The sequence below is a fragment of the Mycobacterium sp. NGS57 genome (assembly GCF_059812405.1).
This window is the reverse complement of the sequence record NZ_JCALCP010000004.1, coordinates 330,114-352,357: the sequence shown is the minus strand read 5'-3', so window position 1 is coordinate 352,357 and position 22,244 is coordinate 330,114. Positions and strand designations below refer to the sequence as shown.

21 protein-coding genes and 1 pseudogene are annotated in these 22,244 nt (G+C 67.6%); 16 read left to right on the top strand and 6 right to left on the bottom strand.

Going from position 1 to position 22,244, the window contains the following annotated elements; genetic code table 11:
* Positions 1–13: 13 nt before the first annotated feature.
* The gene (locus AC5Y43_RS10630) at positions 14–1,198 is read right to left on the bottom strand and encodes an acyl-CoA dehydrogenase (RefSeq protein WP_499972119.1); all 1,185 of its coding nucleotides are present in this window, start codon (positions 1,196–1,198) and stop codon (positions 14–16) included.
* A 190-nt stretch (positions 1,199–1,388) separates the two neighbouring features.
* Here AC5Y43_RS10630 and AC5Y43_RS10625 point away from each other — a divergent pair, with 190 nt between their 5' ends.
* The 12 genes from AC5Y43_RS10625 (at position 1,389) to AC5Y43_RS10570 (ending at position 13,242) form a co-directional block, all read left to right on the top strand.
* Positions 1,389–1,580 carry a ferredoxin gene (locus AC5Y43_RS10625; RefSeq protein WP_499972232.1) on the top strand — a complete coding sequence of 64 codons (192 nt, stop codon included), beginning with the start codon at positions 1,389–1,391 and terminating at the stop codon, positions 1,578–1,580.
* Between the two features lie 13 nt (positions 1,581–1,593).
* Positions 1,594–2,511, top strand: a complete 918-nt coding sequence (locus AC5Y43_RS10620; protein ID WP_499972118.1) for a 3-oxoacyl-ACP reductase — start codon at positions 1,594–1,596, stop codon at positions 2,509–2,511.
* Positions 2,512–2,748: 237 nt separating this feature from the next.
* Positions 2,749–3,513 carry an MlaE family ABC transporter permease gene (locus AC5Y43_RS10615; RefSeq protein ID WP_499972230.1) on the top strand — a complete coding sequence of 255 codons (765 nt, stop codon included), beginning with the start codon at positions 2,749–2,751 and terminating at the stop codon, positions 3,511–3,513.
* A gap of 19 nt (positions 3,514–3,532) precedes the next feature.
* Positions 3,533–4,375: an MlaE family ABC transporter permease gene (locus AC5Y43_RS10610; protein ID WP_499972117.1), complete on the top strand. Its 843-nt coding sequence runs from the start codon at positions 3,533–3,535 to the stop codon at positions 4,373–4,375.
* A gap of 18 nt (positions 4,376–4,393) precedes the next feature.
* Positions 4,394–5,596, top strand: a complete 1,203-nt coding sequence (locus tag AC5Y43_RS10605) for an MCE family protein (protein ID WP_499972115.1) — start codon at positions 4,394–4,396, stop codon at positions 5,594–5,596.
* The gene (locus tag AC5Y43_RS10600; RefSeq protein ID WP_499972114.1) at positions 5,596–6,648 is read left to right on the top strand and encodes an MCE family protein; all 1,053 of its coding nucleotides are present in this window, start codon (positions 5,596–5,598) and stop codon (positions 6,646–6,648) included. The genes AC5Y43_RS10605 and AC5Y43_RS10600 overlap by 1 nt, the downstream gene beginning before the upstream one ends.
* 7 nt (positions 6,649–6,655) lie before the next feature.
* Complete coding sequence (locus tag AC5Y43_RS10595) at positions 6,656–7,720, top strand: virulence factor Mce family protein (protein ID WP_499972228.1); 1,065 nt, start codon at positions 6,656–6,658, stop codon at positions 7,718–7,720.
* Positions 7,717–9,129, top strand: a complete 1,413-nt coding sequence (locus tag AC5Y43_RS10590) for a virulence factor Mce family protein (RefSeq protein ID WP_499972113.1) — start codon at positions 7,717–7,719, stop codon at positions 9,127–9,129. The genes AC5Y43_RS10595 and AC5Y43_RS10590 overlap by 4 nt, the downstream gene beginning before the upstream one ends.
* On the top strand, positions 9,129–10,292 hold the full coding sequence (locus tag AC5Y43_RS10585; RefSeq protein ID WP_499972111.1) for a virulence factor Mce family protein: 1,164 nt from the start codon (positions 9,129–9,131) through the stop codon (positions 10,290–10,292). The genes AC5Y43_RS10590 and AC5Y43_RS10585 overlap by 1 nt, the downstream gene beginning before the upstream one ends.
* A 12-nt stretch (positions 10,293–10,304) precedes the next feature.
* A complete protein-coding gene (locus AC5Y43_RS10580) occupies positions 10,305–12,032 on the top strand; it encodes a virulence factor Mce family protein (protein WP_499972110.1) in 1,728 nt (575 codons plus the stop codon).
* Positions 12,029–12,757 (top strand): Rv1363c family protein, encoded by a 729-nt coding sequence (locus AC5Y43_RS10575; protein WP_499972108.1) that lies wholly within the window; start codon positions 12,029–12,031, stop codon positions 12,755–12,757. The genes AC5Y43_RS10580 and AC5Y43_RS10575 overlap by 4 nt, the downstream gene beginning before the upstream one ends.
* Entirely contained in the window at positions 12,757–13,242 is a 486-nt protein-coding gene (locus AC5Y43_RS10570) for a mammalian cell entry protein (RefSeq protein WP_499972107.1), read from the top strand. Before AC5Y43_RS10575 ends, AC5Y43_RS10570 begins: the two co-directional genes overlap by 1 nt.
* A gap of 9 nt (positions 13,243–13,251) precedes the next feature.
* Here AC5Y43_RS10570 and AC5Y43_RS10565 read toward each other — a convergent pair whose 3' ends face one another.
* The 3 genes from AC5Y43_RS10565 to AC5Y43_RS10555 all read right to left on the bottom strand — a co-directional run bounded on the left by AC5Y43_RS10565 (position 13,252) and on the right by AC5Y43_RS10555 (position 15,531).
* A complete protein-coding gene (locus AC5Y43_RS10565; RefSeq protein WP_499972106.1) occupies positions 13,252–13,830 on the bottom strand; it encodes a hypothetical protein in 579 nt (192 codons plus the stop codon).
* A 75-nt stretch (positions 13,831–13,905) separates the two neighbouring features.
* Complete coding sequence (locus AC5Y43_RS10560) at positions 13,906–15,366, bottom strand: alpha,alpha-trehalose-phosphate synthase (UDP-forming) (protein ID WP_499972104.1); 1,461 nt, start codon at positions 15,364–15,366, stop codon at positions 13,906–13,908.
* A complete protein-coding gene (locus AC5Y43_RS10555; protein WP_499972102.1) occupies positions 15,367–15,531 on the bottom strand; it encodes a hypothetical protein in 165 nt (54 codons plus the stop codon).
* A 95-nt stretch (positions 15,532–15,626) separates the two neighbouring features.
* Here AC5Y43_RS10555 and AC5Y43_RS10550 point away from each other — a divergent pair, with 95 nt between their 5' ends.
* Positions 15,627–16,562, top strand: coding sequence for an enoyl-CoA hydratase (locus tag AC5Y43_RS10550; RefSeq protein ID WP_499972100.1), 936 nt, complete (start codon positions 15,627–15,629; stop codon positions 16,560–16,562).
* An 89-nt stretch (positions 16,563–16,651) separates the two neighbouring features.
* A complete protein-coding gene (locus AC5Y43_RS10545; protein WP_499972099.1) occupies positions 16,652–17,482 on the top strand; it encodes an SDR family oxidoreductase in 831 nt (276 codons plus the stop codon).
* Between the two features lie 49 nt (positions 17,483–17,531).
* Here AC5Y43_RS10545 and AC5Y43_RS10540 read toward each other — a convergent pair whose 3' ends face one another.
* Positions 17,532–19,172, bottom strand: a complete 1,641-nt coding sequence (locus tag AC5Y43_RS10540; RefSeq protein ID WP_499972097.1) for a flavin-containing monooxygenase — start codon at positions 19,170–19,172, stop codon at positions 17,532–17,534.
* 577 nt (positions 19,173–19,749) lie between these two features.
* On the opposite strand from AC5Y43_RS10540, the pseudogene AC5Y43_RS10535 reads away from it, so the two are divergent.
* Positions 19,750–20,528 (top strand): annotated as a pseudogene (locus AC5Y43_RS10535) (glucose 1-dehydrogenase).
* A gap of 15 nt (positions 20,529–20,543) precedes the next feature.
* Here AC5Y43_RS10535 and AC5Y43_RS10530 read toward each other — a convergent pair.
* Positions 20,544–21,419 (bottom strand): NAD(P)-dependent oxidoreductase, encoded by an 876-nt coding sequence (locus tag AC5Y43_RS10530; RefSeq protein WP_499972096.1) that lies wholly within the window; start codon positions 21,417–21,419, stop codon positions 20,544–20,546.
* 19 nt (positions 21,420–21,438) lie between these two features.
* Between AC5Y43_RS10530 and AC5Y43_RS10525 the strand changes: the two genes are divergently transcribed.
* Positions 21,439–22,242, top strand: a complete 804-nt coding sequence (locus AC5Y43_RS10525) for an SDR family NAD(P)-dependent oxidoreductase (RefSeq protein WP_499972095.1) — start codon at positions 21,439–21,441, stop codon at positions 22,240–22,242.
* The last annotated feature ends 2 nt before the right edge of the window (positions 22,243–22,244 follow it).

The window sequence follows — 22,244 nt, the reverse complement described above, 5'->3', positions numbered from 1 at the left end:
TATAGAGGAAGCTCTAGCGGTTGGCCCGGGGCAGGCCCAGCGCGACCATCCCGATGATGTCGCGCTGCACCTCGTTGGTGCCGCCACCGAAGGTCAGGATCAGACACGCCCGGTGCATCCGCTCGACGCGGCCGCGCAGCAACGAGTGCGGCGAATCCTGGCGCACGGTCGCCGCGGTGCCCAGCACCTCCATCAGCAGGCGGTAGGCCTCGGTGGCCAGCTCGGTGCCGAACACCTTGGCGGCCGACGCGTCGGCGGGCGAGAGGTCTTCACTGGCCGCCGAGGCCAATTCCCAGTTGATCAGCTTGAGCACCTCGGCCTTGGCGTGCACGCGGGCCAGGTTGAGCTGCACCCACTCCGAGTCGATCAGGCGGGCGCCGCCGTCGTCCTTGGTGTTCTGCGCCCACTCGCGAACCTCGCGTAGCGCCAGGAAGATCGGCTGCGGCGAGACCAGGGCGACGCGTTCGTGGTTGAGCTGGTTGGTCACCAGTTTCCAGCCGCCGTTCTCCTCGCCGATCAGGTTGGTCACCGGGACGCGCACGTCGGAGTAGTAGGTGGCGCTGGTGTCCACCCCGGCCATGGTGTGCACCGGCGTCCACGAGAAACCCTCGGCGGTGGTCGGCACGGTCAACATCGAGATGCCGCGGTGCTTCTTGGCCTCGGGGTTGGTGCGCGCGGCCAGCCAGACCCAGTCGGCGTAGGCGATCAGGCTGGTCCACATCTTCTGGCCGTTGATCACGTAGTCGTCGCCGTCGCGGACGGCGGTGGTGCGCAGGTTCGCCAGGTCGGTGCCGGCGCCCGGCTCGGAGTAGCCGATGGAAAAGTGCAGTTCGCCCGCCGCGATCTTGGGCAGGAAGAACTTCTTCTGTTCCTCGGTGCCGAACGCCATGATCGTCGGGGCCACGCTGTTGATCGTCAGGAACGGCACCGGCACGCCGGCGATCGCGGCCTCGTCGGTAAAGATCAGCGAGTCCATCGGGGAGCGGTCCTGGCCGCCGTACTCCTTGGGCCAGTTGAGGGTGAGCCACCCGTCCTTGCCCATCTGCGCAACGGTGTCGCGGTACGCGGTGCCGGTCCCGACCTCGCCGCCCCCGCTCGAAGTCAGCGCCTCGCGGCGCTCGGGCGTCATGAGCTCGGTGAAGTACGACCGCAGCTCGCGACGCAGCTCCTCCTGTTCAGGGGTGTAACTGATGCGCATTCCAGCCGTCCTTCGGTTCACGTGACACGCTGTGACTCGACCAACGGCTACCCGTTCGCCACCCCGGTTGTAACACGTTCTAGTCTGGGAATCCAGCGACCGTTTCCCCTGAGACATCGGGGCCCTATGGTGTACCTACACGCTGATGGGGCGTGTGCTCAGGTCCGAGGCCAGGCTCGAGGAGGGTGCCGTGCGGGTGATCGTCGATCGTGACCGGTGTGAAGGTAACGCGGTGTGCATGGGAATCGCACCCGACATCTTCGACCTGGACGATGAGGACTACGCCGTCGTGAAGACCGACCCGATTCCGTCCGACCGAGAGCAGTTGGCCGAGCAGGCGATCGCGGAGTGCCCGCGCGCGGCTCTGCTGCGGGATAACTAGAGGTATTCATAAATTGACTAGCAGCAAAAACGCGACCGATCTCTCCGGAAAGGTCGCGGTGGTCACCGGCGCGGCCGCGGGACTGGGCCGCGCCGAGGCCCTCGGCTTAGCCCGCCTCGGCGCGACGGTCGTCGTCAACGACATCGCCGCCGCGCTGGACGCCTCCGACGTCGTCGACGAGATCAACGCGAGCGGTGCCAAGGCCGTCGCGGTGGCCGGGGACATCAGCCAACGCGCGACGGCCGACGAACTGATCGCCACCGCCGACGGCCTCGGTGGGCTCGACATCGTGGTCAACAACGCCGGGATCACGCGCGACCGGATGCTGTTCAACATGTCCGACGAGGAATGGGACCTCGTCATCGCCGTGCACCTGCGCGGACATTTCCTGCTCACGCGCAACGCGGCCACCTACTGGCGCTCGAAGGCCAAAGAAGCCGCCGACGGCAAGATCTTCGGCCGGATCGTCAACACCGCGTCGGAGGCCGGTCTGGTGGGGCCGGTGGGGCAGGCCAACTACGGCGCCGCGAAGGCGGGCATCATTTCGCTCACCCTCACGGCCGCGCGGGCGCTGGGCCGCTACGGCGTGTGCGCCAACGCGATCTGTCCGCGGGCCCGCACGGCGATGACGGCCGACGTGTTCGGCGCGGCGCCCGACGTCGAACCGGGTGGCATCGACCCGCTGTCGCCCGAGCACGTGGTGAACCTGGTCAAGTTCCTGTCGTCGCCGGCCGCCGCGGAAGTCAACGGCCAGGTGTTCATCGTCTACGGCCGGCAGGTGACGTTGGTCGCCGCGCCGACGGCGGAGCACCGCTTCGAGGCGGACGGCCCCGCGTGGGACGCCGGCCGGCTCAGCGGCGCGCTGCAGGAATACTTTGCTGGGCGTGATCCGGAGCGGAATTTTTCCGCCGTCGGCCTGATGGAGCAATGACCGCGTGAGGGAACTTTTCGGGGGGAAATCGACAAGTAGAACGTGTGTCAGATTAGTGCCGTAGCAATAGCTCTGACCTGGACGAATTAACGGTTCGGATACAGAAATGCTGTTCATTGACACCGTGAGATTCTTCTGGGTTAATATGATCCGGCTCACACCGAGCCGCATGCGAACGAAGGCACCGCAAAGGCGATACACAGGCTTCGCCGCGAGCAGCAGAGGGGGGTGGCCGCGTTGATACAACAACTTGCGGTTCCCGCCCGCGCCGTCGGCGGGTTCTTCGAGATGATGATCGAGACCGCCCGGGCGAGTTTCCGGCGGCCGTTCCAGTTCGGTGAGTTTCTCGAGCAGACGTGGATGATCGCGCGCGTGTCGCTGGTTCCGACGCTGCTGGTGTCCATCCCGTTCACCGTCCTGGTGGCCTTCACCCTCAACATCCTGTTGCGGGAGATCGGCGCCGCCGACTTGTCCGGCGCGGGAACGGCGTTCGGCACCATCACGCAGCTGGGGCCGGTGGTGACCGTGCTCGTCGTCGCCGGCGCCGGCGCCACCGCGATTTGCGCCGATCTGGGGGCCCGCACCATCCGCGAGGAGATCGACGCGATGCGGGTGCTCGGCATCGACCCGATCCAGCGGCTGGTGGTGCCCCGGGTTTTGGCCTCCACGGTGGTCGCGCTTTTGCTCAACGGGCTGGTGTGCGCCATCGGCCTGTCCGGTGGCTACGTGTTCTCCGTCTTCCTGCAGGGCGTCAACCCGGGGGCTTTCATCAACGGGCTGACGGTGCTCACCGGGCTGCGCGAGCTGGTGCTCGCCGAGGTCAAAGCGCTGCTGTTCGGCGTGATGGCCGGGCTCGTCGGGTGCTACCGGGGCCTGACGGTCAAGGGCGGGCCCAAGGGTGTCGGCAACGCCGTCAACGAAACCGTCGTCTACGCGTTCATCTGCCTGTTCGTCATCAACGTGGTGATGACCGCCATCGGCGTGCGGATTTCGGCCAAATGACGGCGCGAGCGGGCACCCGATGAGCTACGACGTCACCTACCGGCTGCGAAACCTGGCGGCGAGGCTGCAGGGGCCCGTCGACGACTTCGGCGACCAGGCGCTGTTCTACGGCGAGACCCTGCGCTACGTCCCCAACGCGCTCACCCGGTATCGCAAGGAGACGATCCGCAACATCGCCGAGATGACGTTGGGCGCAGGGGCTCTCGTGATGATCGGCGGCACGGTTGGGGTCGCGGCCTTTTTGACCCTGGCCTCCGGCGGTGTCATCGCCGTGCAGGGTTACTCCTCGCTGGGCAACATCGGCATCGAGGCGCTGACCGGCTTTTTGTCGGCATTCCTCAATGTCCGCGTCGTCGCGCCGGTGATCGCCGGAATCGCGCTGGCGGCCACCATCGGCGCCGGCGCCACCGCCCAGCTGGGCGCCATGCGAGTGTCGGAGGAAATCGACGCCGTCGAGTGCATGGCCGTGCACTCGGTGTCCTACCTGGTGTCCACCCGTCTGATCGCCGGGCTGATCGCGATCATCCCGCTGTATTCGCTGTCGGTGCTCGCCGCGTTCTTCGCCGCAAGGTTCACCACGGTGTACATCAACGGGCAGTCCAAAGGTCTTTACGACCACTACTTCAACACCTTCCTCATACCGTCGGACCTGTTGTGGTCGTTCCTGCAGGCCATCGTGATGTCGATCGCGGTCATGCTGGTTCATACCTACTACGGCTACAACGCGAGCGGCGGACCGATCGGCGTCGGCATCGCGGTCGGCCAGGCTGTGCGGACCTCGCTCATCGTCGTGGTCGTCATCACCCTGTTCATCTCGTTGGCCGTCTACGGGGCGTCCGGTAACTTCAACCTCTCCGGGTAAGGGGGCCGTAAAAGGAACATGTCAGACGGAAGAACCCGACGCACATCTGCTCGGCTGGCAGCGGCGCTGCTGGCCAGTTTGTTGGTTGCGTTCGCCGTCGTGACTTACCTCTCCTACACAGCGGCTTTCGCCTCGACCGACAGCGTCACCGTCTCGGCGCCGCGGGCGGGGCTGGTGATGGACAAGGGCGCCAAGGTCAAGTACCGCGGCATCCAGATCGGCAAGGTCACCGACATCGACTATTCGGGGAACCAGGCCCGGCTGACGCTGGCGATCGACAGCGACCAGATGCACTTCGTCCCGTCCAACGCGACGGTGCGCCTGGCGGGCAACACCATCTTCGGCGCCAAATCGGTGGAATTCCTTCCGCCGCAGGCCCCGTCGCCGACGTCGCTGCGTCCCGATGCGCACGTGGCGGCCTCCGCGGTGCAGCTGGAGGTGAACACCCTTTTCCAGTCGCTGATCGACCTGCTGCACAAGGTCGACCCGGTCGAGCTGAACGGCACGCTGAGCGCGCTCGCCGAAGGCCTGCGCGGCCACGGCGACGACTTCGGCGCGCTGCTGTCGGGGACGAATACGCTGGCGCGCCAAGCGAACCCGAAGCTGCCCACGCTGCAGCAGGACTTCCGCAAGGCCGGGATCGTCACCGACACCTACGCCGCCGCCGCGCCCAATCTCAACACCATCTTCGACAACCTGCCGGTGATCAACAAGACGGTCGTCGACCAGCAGCAGCACCTCAACGACACGCTGCTGGCGACGATCGGCCTGGCCAACAACGCGTATGAGACGTTGGAGCCGGCCGAGCAGAACTTCATCGACGCCATCAACCGGTTGCGCGCCCCGATCAAGGTGGCCCACGACTACTCGCCGGAATTCGGGTGTCTGTTCGCGGGCATCGAGCGCGGCATCAGGGAATACGCGCCGATCCTCGGCGTGCGCAAGGCGGGCCTGTTCACGTCGTCGAACTTCGTCCTCGGGGCGCCGTCGTACACCTTTCCGGAGAGCCTGCCGATCGTCAACGCCTCCGGCGGCCCGAATTGCCGTGGGTTGCCGGACATCCCGACCAAGCAGAGTGGCGGTTCGTTCTACCGCTCGCCGTTCCTGGTCACCGACAACGCGAACGTCCCGTACGAGCCGTTCACCGAGGTGCAGGTCGACGCGCCCTCGACGCTGCAGTTCTTGTTCCATGGCGCCTTCGCCGAACGGGACGACTTCTGATGGCCGCCGCGGGGGTACCGTCGCACCGGTCGATGGTGATCAAGGTCAGCCTCTTCACGCTGGCCATGCTGCTGGTGGCGTCTGGTCTGGTGATCGTTTTCGGTGACTTCCGATTCGGACCCGAAAGCACCTACCACGCAACGTTTATCGATGCGTCGCGGCTGAAAGCCGGCCAGAAGGTCCGCATCGCCGGGGTGCCGGTCGGCGCGGTGTCGGGCATCAAACTCAACCCGGACAACACCATCGACGTGAAGTTCGGGGTCGACCGCCGCTACACGCTGTACTCGTCGACGCGGGCGGTCGTCCGGTACGAAAACCTGGTCGGGGACCGCTATTTGGAGATCACCTCGGGTCCCGGGGAGCTGCGCAAGCTGCCCGCGGGTGGAACGATCGACTCCCAGCACACGCAGCCGGCGCTGGATCTCGATGCGCTGCTGGGCGGGCTGCGGCCGCTGGTCAAGGGGCTGGACGCGGACAAGGTCAACACGATCAGCGGCGCCGTGATCCAGTTGCTGCAGGGCCAGGGGGGCGCGTTGTCCGACGTGCTTTCGAACACCAGCGCGTTTTCGTCGGCGCTGGGCCACCGCGACCAGCTCATCGGGGACACGATCACCAACCTCAACACGGTCCTGGGCACCGTCGACCAGAAGAGCGCGCAATTCTCGGCCAGCGTCGACCAGCTGCAGCAACTGATCACCGGGCTGGCCAAGAACAAGGACTCGATCGCCGGGGCCATCCCGCCGCTCGCGTCGACGACGACGGATTTGACTGAGCTGCTGAAGAATTCGCGCCGGCCGCTGCAGGGCGTTCTGGAAAACACCCGGCCGTTGGCTACCGAGCTGGACAACCGCAAGGCCGAGGTGAACAACGACGTCGAGCAACTGGGCGAGGACTACCTGCGGCTGGCCGCGCTCGGCGCCTACGGGGCGTTCTTCAACATCTACTTCTGCTCGGTGACGATCAAGATCAATGGACCGGCCGGCGGCGACATCCTGATCCCCATGGGCGGCCAGGTCGACCCCAGCAAGGGGAGGTGCGCCTTTGCCAAATAACACCGAGTTGCAGAGCGCGCCACGGCGCGAGCCCGACCCGCTGCGCACCGGCATCTTCGGCGTGGTGCTGGTGGTCTGCGTCGTGCTCATCGCCTTCGGCTACGCCGGCCTGCCGTTCTGGCCGCAGGGCAAAACCTACGACGCCTACTTCACCGACGCCGGCGGCATTACGCCCGGCAATGCGGTCTACGTGTCGGGCTTCAAGGTCGGCAAGGTGACCTCCGTCGGCCTGGCGGGCGACAGCGCCAAAGTGACCTTCAGCGTGGACCGGCACGTCCGCGTCGGTGACCAGTCGCTGGCCGCGATCCGCACCGACACCATCCTCGGCGAGCGCTCCGTCGCCGTGACCCCCGGCGGCGGCGGCACGACGACCACGATTCCGCTGAACCGGACGACGACTCCGTACACCCTGGCGGGCGCCCTGGAGGATCTGGGCAACAACGCGAACAATCTGGACAAGCCGCAGTTCGAGCGCGCGCTCAACGTGCTCAGCGACACGTTGCGCGACGCCACCCCCGAACTGCGCGGTGCCCTGGACGGGGTGACATCGCTGTCGCGCACGCTCAACCGCCGTGACGAGGCGCTGCAGGGCCTGCTGGTGCACGCCAAATCGGTGACGGGTGTGCTGTCGCAGCGCGCCGGCCAGGTGAACAAGCTGGTCGACGACGGCAACGAGTTGTTCGCCGCGCTCGACGAGCGCCGCGCCGCGCTGCGTCAGCTGATCTCCGGGATCGGCGGTCTGTCCCAGCAGATTTCGGGCTTCGTCGCCGACAACCGCAAGGAGTTCGGTCCCGCGCTGAGCAAGCTGAACCTGGTGCTGGCCAACCTCAACGAGCGCCACGAATACATCACCGAGGCGCTCAAGCGGCTGCCCACCTACGCCACCGAGCTGGGCGAGGTGGTCGGCTCCGGCCCCGGCTTCAACGTGAACGTCTACGGGGTGATACCCGCGCCACTGCTGGCGGCGATGTTCGACCTCGTCTACCAGCCGGGCAAGCTGCCGGCCAGCCTGTCGGACTACCTGCGCGGGCTGATTCAGGAACGCTGGATCATCAGGCCCAAGTCACCATGACGAGGCGGATCACCGGCAGCAGGGGGCTGCGTTACGGCACCATCATCGCGCTGGTCGCGATGCTGGTGGGGGGCGTGTATGTGCTTTCGGCACAAGGCAATAACCGCACCGTCATCGGCTACTTCGCGTCCGCCGTCGGTCTATATCCCGGCGACCAGGTCCGCATCCTCGGGGTGCCGGTGGGCACGATCGACACGATCGAACCCCGCCCGAGCGACGTGAAGATCACCATGTCGGTGTCCAAGGACGTCAAGATCCCGAAGGATGCCCGGGCGGTCATCATTTCGCCGAACCTGGTGTCGGCGCGCTTCGTTCAGCTCACCCCGGCCTACACGGGCGGGGCGGCGCTGCCCGACGGCGGGAGCATCGACCTGGCCCGCACCGCGGTGCCGGTGGAATGGGACGAGGTGAAGGAGGCCCTGACCCAACTGGCCGTCCAGCTCGGCCCGAAGGGCTCGGTGGGCGGGTCGATGCAGGGCCCGTTGGGCGCGGCGATCAACCAGGCGGCCGACACGCTGAACGGCAAGGGCGACTCGTTCCACAACGCGCTGCGGGAGCTCTCGCAAGTGGCTGGGCGGCTGGGGGATTCGCGCAGCGACCTGTTCGGCACGGTCAAGAATCTGCAGGTGCTGGTCGATGCGCTGTCGGCAAGCAACGAGCAGATCGTGCAGTTCGCCGGCAACGTCGCGTCGGTGTCGCAGGTGCTCGCCGACAGCTCGCGGCATCTGGACAACACGCTGGGCACGCTCAACCAGGCACTTTCGGACATCCGCGGATTTCTGCACGAACACAACTCGACGATCATCGATACGGTCAACAACCTCAACGACTTCGCCCAGACGCTGAGCGACCAGAGCGACAACATCGAGCAGGTGCTGCACGTCGCCGGCCCCGGTATCGCCAACTTCTACAACATCTATGACCCCGCACAGGGCACGCTGAACGGTCTGTTGTCGATACCCGAATTCGCCAACCCGGTGCAGTTCATCTGCGGTGGGTCCTTCGAGACCGCCGGCGGGCCAAGGGCACCCGATTACTACCGTCGCGCCGAGATCTGCCGTGAGCGGCTGGGCCCGGTGCTCCGCCGGCTCAGCGCGAACTTCCCGCCGATTATGTTCCACCCGCTCAACACGATCACGGCGTACAAGGGTCAGATCATCTACGACACCCCCGAGACGCAGGCCAAGGCGGCCACGCCGATTCCGCAGCTGACCTGGATACCGGCGAAGGGTGTCCAAGCCCCGCCGGCCGCCCAGAATCCCGCGGACCTGCAGGCCCTGCTGGTGCCGCCGGCGCCGCAGGGCGGTCCGGCGCCCGGTCCCGGGCCGGGCAACGCCTTCGGCCCGCTGCCGGGACCGCCGCCGGGCCAGGCGCCCGGTTCGCCGGCGGCCGATCTGGGTGGTGGCTGATGAGGCGAATCTGGTTGCGCGGCAGCGCGTTAGCGGCGGGCGGGGTGTTGCTGGCCGGTTGTCAATTCAACGGACTGAACTCGTTGGCGATGCCCGGCACCGCCGGTCATGGTAGCGGCGCGTATTCGGTCACCGTCGATCTGCCCGACGTGGCGACGCTGCCGCAGAACTCGCCGGTCATGGTCGACGACGTGACCGTCGGCAGCGTCGCGGGTATCCAGGCCGTGCAGCGCGCCGACGGATCCTTCTATGCCGCAGTGAAATTGGCGTTGAACAAGAACGTGGTGTTGCCGGCCAACACCACCGCGAAGGTGGCTCAGACGTCGTTGCTGGGTTCGATGCACATCGACCTGGCGCCGCCCACGGGCAAGCCGGCGACCGGCCGGCTCAAGGACGGATCGAAGATCGCGGAGTCCAGCACGGGCCGCTATCCCACCACCGAAGAGGTGCTTTCGGCGCTGGGCGTCGTGGTCAACAAGGGCAATCTCGGTGCGCTGGAAGAGATCACCGACGAGACCTATCAGGCCTTCGCCGGCCGGCAGGACCAGTTCGCCGGCCTGATCCCCCGATTGGCGGAACTGTCGGCCGGGCTCAACCGGCAGGTCAACGACATCATCGCCGCGGTCGACGGGCTGAACCGGTTCTCCTCGACGCTGGCGCGTGACAAGGACAACCTGGGGCGGGCGCTGGACACGCTGCCCGAGGCGATCCGCGTGCTCAACAAGAACCGGGGGCACATCGTCGACGCGTTCGCCGCGCTGAAACGGCTGGCGACGGTGACGTCGCACGTGCTGGCGAAGACCAAGGTGGACTTCGCCGAGGACGTCAAGGGCCTTTACTCGGTCGTCAAGGAGCTCAACGACAACCGGAAGAACTTCGTCACCTCGCTGCAGCTGCTGCTGACCTTCCCGTTCCCCAATTTCGGTATCAAGCAGTCCGTGCGTGGCGACTACCTCAACGTGTTCACCACCTTTGACCTCACGCTGCGCCGCATCGGGGAAACGTTCTTCACCACCTCCTTCCTGGACCCGAACATGGCCCACATGAGCGAGATCCTCAACCCGCCCGACTTCCTGACCGGGGAACTGGCCAACCTGTCCGGGCAGGCCGCCGACCCGTTCCAGATACCGCCCGGCACCGCTTCGGGCTCTCAAGGGCAGTAGGGGGCGGCGCGCATGCTCGACAAACTGACCAGGGTCCAACTCGGGATCTTCGCGGTCATCACCGTCGTCACCCTGGGCGTGATGGCCGTCTTCTACCTCCGGCTGCCCGCGACGTTCGGCATCGGAACCTACGGCGTCAGCGCCGATTTCGTCGCCGGCGGCGGGCTGTACAAGAACGCCAACGTGACCTACCGCGGCGTGGCGGTCGGCCGGGTGGAATCGGTGGGGCTCAGCCCCGACGGCGTCATCGCCGAGATGCGGCTCAACAGCGGCACCCCCATTCCGTCGAACGTCACCGCCACCGTCAAGAGCGTGTCGGCCGTCGGTGAGCAGTACATCGACCTGGTGCCACCGGGCACACCGGCAACGAACAAGCTGCACAACGGTTCTCGGATCGACCGGGCCAACACCTGGATCGGCCAGGACGTCGCCGACCTGTTGAAGCGGGCGGAGACGTTGGTCAACAGCCTCGGCGACACCCGGTTGCGCGAGTTGCTGCACGAGACGTTCATCGCCGCCAACGGTTCGGGCCCCGAGCTGGCCCGGCTGATCGAGTCGGCCCGGTTGCTGGTGGACGAGGCCAACGCCGACTACCCCCAGGTCTCACAGCTGATCGATCAAGCCGGCCCGTTCCTGCAGGCCCAGATTCGGGCGGGCGCGGACATCAAGTCGCTCTCGGATGGGTTGGCGCGGTTCACCTCCGAGGTGCGTCAGGCCGACCCGCAGCTGCGCCAGACCCTGGCGACGGCGCCGGGCGCCACCGATGAGGCCAGCACCGCATTCTCCGGCATCCGCCCGTCGTTCCCGGCGCTGGCCGCCAGCCTGGCCAACCTGGGCCGGGTCGGCGTGATCTACCACAAGTCGATCGAACAGCTGCTGGTGGTGCTGCCCGCGCTGTTCGCGGCGATCACCACGATCGCCAACGGCACCCCGCAGGACGAGGGCGCCAAGCTGGACTTCAAGCTGGACCTCAACGACCCGCCGCCGTGCGCGGTCGGCTTCTTGCCCCCGCCGCTGATGCGCACCCCCGCCGATGAGACGCTGCGCGAGCTACCAAAAGACCTGTACTGCAAGGTCGCCCAGAACGACCCCAGCACCGTGCGCGGTGCGCGCAACTACCCGTGCCAGGAGTTCCCGGGCAAGCGCGCGCCGACGATCCAGTTGTGCCGCGACCCCAAGGGCTTCGTTCCGGTCGGCCGCAACCCGTGGCGCGGTCCGCCGGTCCCGTACGACACCCCGATGACCAACGGGCTGAACGTGTTGCCGCCCAACAAGTTCCCGTACATACCGCCGGACGCCGAGCCCGATCCGGGCGTCGCGATCGCCGGGCCACCGCCGCCGGGTGTGGTGCCGGGGCCGGGGCCGCTGCCCAACCATCAGCCAGCGTACTCCCCGCCGCCGCCGAACGACAACGGGCCGCCGCCGCCGTTCACGTCGTGGCAGCCGCCCGGCGTGCCGCCGGTGCCGCCGCAGATCCCGTTCCCCAAGTGGCTGCCGCCGCCGGCGCCGCCCGTGGGGATCAACCCGCCGCCGGCGGGTCCGGGACCGGAGAAGCCGTGGGGGCCGCCGGCGCCCGGTCCGCAGCCGCAGGCCAGCGGCCCGGCCTACACCACCTATGACGAACGGACCGGCGCCTTCGTGGACCCGGCGGGCGGCACTGGTATTTTCGCGGCCGGCGCAACCGGCACGTCCAGCGCCGAGAACTGGGTGGACCTGATGCTTGATCCAAGGCCTCTTTGATTGGCAATGCAGTGACGACTGAACCAACAACGACGCAGCGCGTCCGTCGGCGGGCGTCCCGCGCGGCGGGACCGGCCAAGGCCGAGTCCGACGGCGCCGCTGCGGTTACCGTCGACATCCCGGCCGCCACGGATAAATCCGTGAAACCCGCTGATACCGGCGCCGCCCGCAAGGCCCTCAAGTCCGTCAAGCCGCCGCCGCGGCGGCGGCCGAACGCGGCGTTGGTGGCGTGGACCTCGCTTGCGGCGGGACTGCTGGCGGTCGCCGCGCTGAGCGCCTGCGTCGTCGCGCTGATCTTCCAGCAGCGCCACGCCCAGGCGGACCAGGCGCGCGATCAGCGTTTCGTCGACACCGCCACGCAGACGGTGGTCAACATGTTCAGCTACAAGCAGGACGACATCGACGAGAGCGTGAACCGGTTCTACAACGGGACCAGCGGCCCGCTGCGCGGAATGCTGGGCGCCAACAACAACATCGAAAACCTCAAGGCCCTGTTCCGTTCGACCAACGCCACCTCCGAAGCCGTCGTCAACGGCGCCGCTTTGGAGGGCATCGACGCCGTCACCGACAACGCGTCGGTGTTGGTGTCGGCGCGGGTCACCGTCGCCGACATCGACGGCACCAACAAGCCGTCCATGCCTTATCGCCTGCGGGTCATCGTGCACGAGGACGAACAGGGGCGGATGACCGGCTACGACCTGAAGTATCCAAACGGGGGCAACTAGTGCGGCGGTTGCTTGTCGCCGTCGCGGGCTCCCTGCTGGTGTTGGCGTTCGTCGGCCTGTCCGCGGCGGCCGGCTGGTTCTACTGGGAACGGGTGCAGACGCGCGGCGAGGCGGCGGCGCGGGCGGTGTTGCCGGGCTTGGCGGCCAAGGAGATACCCGAGGTCTTCGGCTACGACTACCAGACCGTCGAACGCAGCCTTACGGCCGCCTACCCGCTGCTCACACCGGCCTACCGCCAGGAGTTCCAGAAGAGCGCCAACACGCAGATCATCCCGGAGGCCAAGAAGCGCGAGGTGGTCGTCCAGGCCAATGTCGTTGGCGTGGGCGTCATGTCGGCCAAGCGCACGTCGGCGTCGGTGATGGTCTACATGAACCGCACCGTTACCGACAAGTCGCGCCAGCCGGTTTACGACGGCAGTCGGCTGCGGGTCGACTTCGCCAAAATCGGCAAGCAGTGGCTGATCGCCTACATCACGCCGATCTGACGAATCCGCTCACCAGCACGCGGCAATTAGGTTGCACTGCATGGGGTATCGCTGAACCGGGCTGGGCGGCGCTCCGACCAGATGCAGCGAGAACGGTTGCTTTTTCATGTCCGACGGCAGCCCGCAGACCGGACCGTGCAAGGTGGTGTGGGTGCCGGTCATGGATTCGTCGCTGAACGCGTAGGTTTCGGTCGACGGTGCGGTGCCGCCGCCCGGACATGACACGCCGTCCGCATTGTTCACCGTGAGGGTCCACAGCATGCTGGACATGCGTGCCCTGCTGGAAAAGTTCTGCGCCTTGTCGGCGGCCGAGATCTTTTCGGGCGTCGAACTCACGACGTTCAGGGAGCAGCTCATCGCAAAGACGATCGGGTCCGAATAGTCGTTCATGTTGCGGGTCCCCGACGGCTGATCGCACAGCGCCGTGATTGTCCAGCTGACCCCGGAGACGCCCGCCTGATCGAAGGAGTACGTGCCATCGGGCGGCGGACCGATCGCGCTCGCCGGATCGCCCGACGTCAGCGCGATTCCCAGTGCGACGGCCGAACAGACGCCGGCACCAGCGGCCAGCCCACGCCGGAGTTTCATGCTGCCCCCTTCCACGTTCGACGCTGCATCTGAGTATCACAGCGTTGCGGGCCCGACACCATGGGTGGGCCGCGGCTACTTGGCGGCAGACGGATGCGACTCGGCGAGCGCGTCAAGGAACGACCGCGCCCAGCGGTCGACGTCGTGGGCGAGCACCTGGCGGCGCAGCGACCGCATCCGCCGGCGCCCCTCCTCGTCCGGCTGGTTGAGCGCCGCCTCGATCGCGTCCTTGACCCCTTCGAGGTCGTGCGGGTTGACCAGGTACGCCTGCCGCAGTTCAGCGGCGGCGCCGGTGAATTCGGAAAGGACCAGCGCGCCGCCGAGGTCGCTGCGGCACGCGACGTACTCCTTGGCGACCAGGTTCATCCCGTCGCGCAGCGGGGTGACCAGCATGACGTCGCCGGCCACGAAGAATGCGATGAGTTCGTCGCGGGGCACGGGGCGGTGCAGGTAATGCACCACCGGGTGACCGACCTCGGCATATTCGCCGTTGATGTGGCCGACCTGGCGTTCGATGTCGTTGCGCAGGATCTGGTAGCTCTCCACGCGTTCGCGGCTCGGGGTCGCCAACTGCACCAGCACGGTGTCGTCACGTTTGGCGCGGCCCTCGGCCAGCAGCTCGGAGAACGCCTTCAGGCGAACGTCGATGCCCTTGGTGTAGTCGAGCCGGTCGACGCCGAGCAGGATCTTGCGCGGGTTGCCCAGCTCGGCGCGGAGCTCGCGGGCGCGGCGCCGGACGTCGCGGTGGCGCGCCGCCTGGTCGAGCGCGGTCGAGTCGATCGATATCGGGAAGGCGCCCACCCGGACGGTGCGGGACCCGAGCTCCACCTCGCCGTACCGCGAGCGCACCCCGACCGCGCCGCGGGAGGTGTTGACGCCGATCAACCGCCGCGCCAGGAAGAGGAAGTTCTGCGCGCCGCCGGCCAGGTGGAAGCCCACCAGGTCGGCGCCGAGCAGGCCCTCGACGATCTCGGTGCGCCACGGCATCTGCATGAACAGCTCCACCGGCGGAAACGGGATGTGCAGGAAGAAGCCGATGGTCAGGTCGGGGCGCAGCTCGCGCAGCATCTTGGGCACCAGCTGCAGCTGGTAGTCCTGCACCCACACGGTCCCGCCCTCGGCGGCCGCGCGGGACGTGGCTTCGGCGAAGCGGCGGTTGACGTCGACATAGCGGTCCCACCATTCGCGGTGATAGATGGGTTTGACGATGACGTCGTGGTACAGGGGCCACAGCGTGGCGTTGGAGAATCCCTCGTAGTACTGGGCGACGTCGTCGGTGGTCAGCCGGACCGGGTGAAGGTGCAGGTCGTCCTGCAGGACGGGCTGGTAGTCGAGGTCGTCGTCGTCATCGGCGACCCCCGGCCAGCCGACCCAGGCCCCGCGCCGGCGGCGCAACAGCGGCTCCAGGGCGGTGACCAGCCCGCCGGGGCTGCGTTTCCAGGTCGTGGCGCCATCGGGAAGGCGCTCGAGGTCGACGGGCAGCCGATTGGCGACCACGACGAAGTCGGAGTTGCCGAAGCCTCCCTGGGAAGCCATTTAGGCGTCGTGCTTTGCCGGCCCAATACCGAGCATGGACAAAAAGACGCGGCACTCGTCGGCGTCGTTCGCATAGGCGGCGACGACTCGCCTCGCCTGGCGTGCGGTGCTGTCGGCCAGCGGCTCCACGTCGCCGAGTTCGCCAGGATCAGATTTGGTAGGCATGACATAACTGTAGGCCAAGCGCGTGACCCGGGAGGGAACCGCTTACAGACTGGCCGTAATGTGTAAACAACGCGGATCTGACAGAAGGTGGCGGAATGACACTCTCCGAACGAGCCGGCACCGGCGCCGAGGCGACCGGCGCCGAGGCGCTGGTGACCTACGAAACCCTCGACGAGGGCCGCGTTGCCCGGATCTGGCTCAACCGGCCCGAGGCGCACAACGCGCAAAGCCGTGGGTTGTTGGTCCAGCTCGACGAGGCGTTCCTGCGCGCCGAGGCCGACGACGCCGTTCGCGTGGTGATCCTGGCGGCGCGCGGCAAGAACTTTTCGGCCGGCCACGACCTGGGCTCGGAGCTGGCGCTCGCCGAGCGCGCCCCCGGGCCGGCGCAGCTGCCGAGCTTCAAGATCAACGGCGGCACCCGCGAGCCGATCGCGGAGAAGATCTACCTGCAGGAGTGGCACTACTTCTTTCAGAACACCTGCCGTTGGCGCGATCTGCGCAAGATCACCATCGCCCAGGTGCAGGGCAACGCGATCTCGGCGGGGCTGATGCTGATCTGGGCGTGCGACCTGATCGTCGCCGCCGACAACGCAAGGTTTTCCGACGTGGTCGGCGTGAGGATGGGCATGCCGGGCGTCGAATACTACGCCCACCCTTGGGAATTCGGGCCGCGCAAGGCCAAGGAGTTGCTGCTGACCGGTGATGCGCTGGACGCCGACGAGGCCTACCGGCTGGGGATGGTGTCGAAGGTCTTTCCGGCCGACGAGCTGGCCGACAAGACTCTGGAGTTCGCGCGGCGCATCGCCGAGCGTCCCACGATGGCGGCCATGCTGATCAAGGACTCGGTCAACGCCGCCTCCGACGCAATGGGCTTCACCGAGGCGCTGCGGCACGCGTTCCACATTCACGAGCTGGGCCACGCGCACTGGGCGGCCCACAACGAAAACCGGTACGCCGTCGGGCTGCCGCCCGACGTCGAGGACTGGCGCAACCCCAAGCCGACGAAGCTCGCCCGCCGCGACACCCCGTAGCGCGAGCGGGCGCGCCAGAGGCCCGTGTGGCTGGTGTGACGGCTCACCTACACTAGAACCCGTTTCAGTTTCGGCGTAAGGGGCGCGGCGTGCAGCTTTCTTTCGAAAACCGGACGTACCTGGTCACCGGTGGCGGCAGCGGGATCGGCAAGGGGGTCGCCGCCGGGCTGGTCGCGGCCGGCGCCTCGGTCATGATCGTCGGTCGCAATCCGGATCGGCTGGCCGCCGCCGTCAAAGACATCGAGGTGCTCAAGGCGGCCGGCTCGGTCCGCTACGAGGCCGCCGACATCACCAACGAGGAGGAGGCCGCCCGCGCGGTGGACGCGACGACGGCGTGGCACGGCCGGCTCCACGGCGCGGTGCATTGCGCCGGCGGGTCGGAGACGATCGGGCCGATCACCCAGATCGACTCGGAGGCCTGGCGGCGCACCGTCGACCTCAACGTCAACGGAACCATGTACGTGCTCAAGCACGCGGCGCGGGAAATGGTGCGCGGCGGCGGCGGTTCGTTCGTCGGGATCTCGTCGATCGCGGCCAGCAACACCCATCGCTGGTTCGGCGCCTACGGGGTCACCAAGTCGGCCGTCGACCACATGATGCAGCTGGCCGCCGACGAGCTCGGCCCGTCGTGGGTGCGCGTCAACAGCATCCGCCCGGGCCTGATCCGCACGGATCTCGTTGTGCCGATTACCGAATCGCCGGAGCTGAGCGCCGACTACCGCCAGTGCACGCCGCTGCCGCGGGCGGGCGAGGTCGAGGACGTCGCCAACCTGGCGATGTTTTTGCTCAGCGACGCGGCCGGCTGGATCACCGGGCAGTGCATCAACGTCGACGGCGGCCACATCCTGCGGCGCGGCCCGGACTTCTCGGCGATGCTCGAACCCGCCTTCGGCGCCGACGGCCTGCGCGGGGTGGTCTGAGTCTCTCAGGCCGTGTGTCTACACGTAGCGCGGGCGTTCGCGTGACGGCTCATTCCGCGGTGGGTTCGACGACGTCGAATCCCTTGTAACCGGCGGCCGCGACGTCGGCGATGATCTGACCGTAGACCCCGAAGCCGCCGACGAACGGCATGAACACCCGGGGTTTGCCGGGAATGTTGGCGCCCAGGTACCACGAGTTCGCGCGTGGCATAAGCGTTTCCGCCGCCCGGTCGGAACATTCCTTGACCCAGTCGGCCGCCGCGTCGGGACGAGCCTCGAGCGCGACGGCGCCGTGCTCGTCCAGATAGCCGATTGCGTCGGCGATCCAATCCACGTGCAGCTCGGCGTGCAACACCATGTTCGCCAGCACCGAAGGACTGCCGGCGCCGGCGATGTTGAACAGGTTCGGGAAGCCGGGGACGCCCAGACCGAGATAGGTCACCGGGCCCGCCGCCCAGGCCTCGTTCAGCCTCCGCCCGTCGCGGCCGACGATGTTCATGTTCCGCACAGATCCGGTCATCGCGTTGAACCCGGTGGCGAGCACCAGCGCGTCCAGCTCGAAGTACGCGTCGGAGGTGTGGATGCCCCCGGCGTCGATCCGCTGGATCGGGGTGGCCCTGATGTCGACCAGGTTCACGTGGGGGAGGTTGAAGGTCTGATAGTAGCTGTCGTCGGTGCATATCCGTTTCGTGCCGATCGGGTGGTCCTTGGGAATCAACAGGTCGGCGACGGCCGGGTCGTCGATCACCGCGCGAACCTTCTCCTCCCAGAACAGGCGCGCGGTGTCGTTGGCTTCGATGGTCGACATCTGGTCCGGAAACGTCTTGGAGAACAGCACACCGCCCAGCCGCCAACGTTTCTCGTAGGCCGCCCGCCGCTCGTCGTCGGCCACCTCGAGCGCCGACTTCGGGTGCGGGGTGTGTGGTGAGCCGCCGCCGCTGCGCATCGACAGCCGGCGCCGTTCGGCATAGGTCGCCTTCTGCTCACGCACGGTCTCGTCCTCGAGCGGGACATTGCCCGCGGGCACGCTGTAATTCGCCGTGCGCTGGAAAACATGCAATTGCGCGGCCTGCTGCGCGATGCAGGGAATCGCCTGAATCCCGGAGGATCCGGTGCCGATCACGCCGACCCGCTTGCCGGTGAGGTCGACGTCGTCGTGCGGCCAGCGACCGGTGTGGTAGATCGCGCCCCCGAACGAGTCCAGCCCCTCGATCGCCGGGATGTTGGCATTGGAAAGCGGGCCCACTCCGAGCACGACGAACCGCGCCGACACCCGGTCGCCCGCGTCGGTGCGGACCTTCCACCGCATGGTGTCCTCGTCCAGCACGACATCGGTCACCCGGGTGCCGAACGTGATGTCGCGGCGCAGGTCGAAACGATCCGCGACGTGACGCAGGTACCGCAGGATTTCGGGCTGGGTCGCGTACTTCTCGCTCCATTCCCATTCCTGCTGCAAAGCGTCGTCGAAAGAGTAGGAGTAGTCCACGCTTTCGACATCGCAACGTGCGCCCGGATAGCGATTCCAATACCAGACACCGCCCACGTCGTCAGCCGACTCGAACACCCGCACGCTCAGGCCGCCACTGCGGAACCGGTGCAGCGCGTAGAGCCCGGCAAAGCCGGCGCCGACGACGACAACGTCTACGGTCGACGGCGCGCTTGCCGCGGTCGATGATGCCGTGACGTTCAAGCCGGTTGCCTTTCTGGTCGACGCCCTTCCGCCGGTGACGCTACGGATCGACCGGCACCGGTGAAAGCCGTCCTCCCGCTCAGCGGATCACCGCGCGCGACGGACACTGGCGCTGCGTGAGCGCAGCGTCGTGCAAAGAGCTTCTGCGGCAATGCGTTTGGCTAACGGGGGCGGACAACGGCCAAGATGGCCCGGCTCGACCCGCACGCGAAACGCTTCCTCGAAAAATTCGGTCTCCCGAGGCACGTTAGAGCCGCACGCGGGCGTCGGCGACGCGACGTCTCATTGATCGGGACAGCGCCGCCTACCTGATCGGAATCCGCTCTACATTTGCGCGATCAGTGAAGTGGACGGGGTTATGGTTCGTGCGACTGTCGGTCATGGATGCGTTCTTTTCGTCGGAAGGCACGAGATGACCGAAAACCTGGTCGACCTTTCGCGCACGTGACCGGCGCCGACTTTCGACGGCGGCGCCAGCGCCGGGCGCGTCCTTGTCACGACACCGGCAACGCCGGCCGGTGGGATTCACCAGGAACAGCGGGGTCGTTGGCATCCCCACGGAAGGAAGGTCGTCGGCATGACGGCGAAGTCGGATCAGCTGGCGGGAAAGGTCGCCATCGTCACCGGCGGGTCCCGGGGGCTGGGGGCGGCGATGGCCCGCCTCGTCGTCGCCCGGGGCGGCAAGGTTGTCATCGCCGATCTGCTCGACGACGAAGGTACGCAGCTTGCGGCCAACTCGGCGATTGCGCGAGGTACAAACACCTCGACGTCACCGACGCCGGGCAATGGGCGTCGGCGGTGCAATTCAGTCTCGCCGAGTTCGGGACGCTGACCGGCCTGGTCAACAACGCCGGAATATCCGCGGGCGCAACGTTCGTCGAGCACGAACCCCTCGGGCAATTCCGGACTGTCCTCGAGGTGAATCTGGTCGGAGTCTTCAACGGCATGCAGGCCGTCATCCCGGCCATGCGCGCGGCGGGCGGCGGCTCGATCGTCAACATCTCGTCGGCGGCCGGTCTCATGGGGCTGGCGCTGACCGGCAGCTACGGGGCCTCCAAGTGGGGCGTGCGCGGTCTGTCGAAGGTGGCGGCGGTAGAGCTCGGAACCGATCGCATCCGCGTCAATTCGGTGCACCCGGGCATGGTCTACACGCCCATGACGGCGCAGGTGGGTATCCAGACCGGCGAGGGCAACTATCCCAACACGCCGCTGGGGCGCGTCGGCGTCCCCGAGGAGATCGCCGGCGCGGTCGGCTTCCTGCTGTCCGACGAGGCCGCCTATGTCACCGGCGCCGAGCTGGCCGTCGACGGCGGCTGGACCACCGGTCCCACCGTGAAATACGTGACGGGTCAATGACAATGGGGGCCACCGCTAGCCTCCGGCGTCCCGGTCGGCGAGTGCGGCGAGCGCCGACCAGTCCAGCTGCCCGCCGCCGGTGGCCACCAGCGTGAGCAGGCGGTCGCGTAGCACGCTGGCCACCGGCAGCGGCACCTCGAGCTGCTCGGCGGCGGCGAGCACCAGCCGGACGTCCTTGAGACCAAGGCTGGCGGCGAACCCGGCCGGCTCGAACTCCCGGCGCGCGATCAGCCCGCCGTAGGTGGCGTACGCGGGCGCGGTGAACAGGGTCGAGGTGAGGATGTCGACGTACTGTTGCCGGTCGACGCCGGCCTTCGCGACCAGCGCGACGGCCTCGCCGACGCTTTCGATGGCCGAGGCGAGCAGGAAGTTGCCGCTGAGCTTCACCAGGTTGGCGGTGTGCGGCTGCTCGGACACCACGAAGGTCCGTTGCCCGATCGCGTCGAACAGCGGCGACAGCGGCGCCAGGACCTGTGGGGCGCCCGCCGCGATGACGAAAAGCTTTGCGGCAGCGGCCGCTTCGGGCCTGCCGAACACCGGCGCGGCGGCATACCGCTGGCCGGCGTCGCCGTGCGCGGCCGCCAGGCGCTGCGAGAGCCCGACGCTGATGGTGCTCGACGACACGTGCGTGGCGCCCGCCGGTAGCGAGGCCAGCAAGCCGCCGTCCCCGAACGTCACGGCCTCGACCGCCGCGTCGTCGGCCAGCATGGTGAACACCACCTCGGCATCGCTTGCCTCGGCCACGGTGCGCGCCGCGGTCGCGCCCCGCTCGACGACGCCCCCGGCCTTGCCGGGGGAGCGGTTGTACACCGCGACCCGGTGACCCGCGTCGATCAGGTTCGCCGCCATGCCCCGGCCCATGTTTCCCAGGCCGATGAATCCGATGTCCATGCCATACACTCTGCCTCTTATGAACCCTGCAACGCAGCGACTCGAGGGCAAGCGGATCCTGGTGACGGGCGCCGCATCCGGGATCGGCCAGGCCACCGCGCTGCGGTTGCTCGACGAGGGCGCCGCCGTGGCGGCCTCCGACATCGCCGAAGACGGCCTGGCCGCCACCCGGGCGCGGGCCGAGGAGGCGGGGACGGCGGAGTGCCTCATCACCCTGCCGATGGACGTCGGCGACGAGGACTCCGTGATCGACGCCGTGGCCGCGGCCGTCGGGGCCCTCGACGGACTGGACTCGCTGGTCAACGCGGCCGGCATTTTGCGCGCCGCGCACACCCACGAGACCAGCCTCGAACTGTGGAACCGGATCGTGGCCGTCAACCTGACCGGAACGTTTCTGGTGGTGCGCGAGGCGCTTCCGGCGCTGCTGGCGAACGCGCGCAGCGCGATCGTGAACTTCAGCTCCACCTCGGCGTCGTTCGCCCACCCCTACATGGCGGCCTACGCGGCCAGCAAGGGCGGCATTCAGTCGTTCACGCACTCGTTGGCGCTCGAGTACGCCAAGGACGGCCTGCGTGCGGCGTGCGTGGCGCCCGGCAGCGTCAAGTCCGGAATCACCGATGCCACAGGCGGATACATCCCGAAAGACGCCGACTGGTCGTTGTTCCCCAGGCTGATGCCGATCCTGCCCACCTCCGTCGAATCCAGCGGAACCGGGATGGCCGAGCCCACTGCGATCGCCGGGGTCATCGCCATGCTGGTGTCCGACGACGGGGCCTGGATCACCGGCACCGAAATCCGCATCGACGGCGGCACCCACGCCTAGCC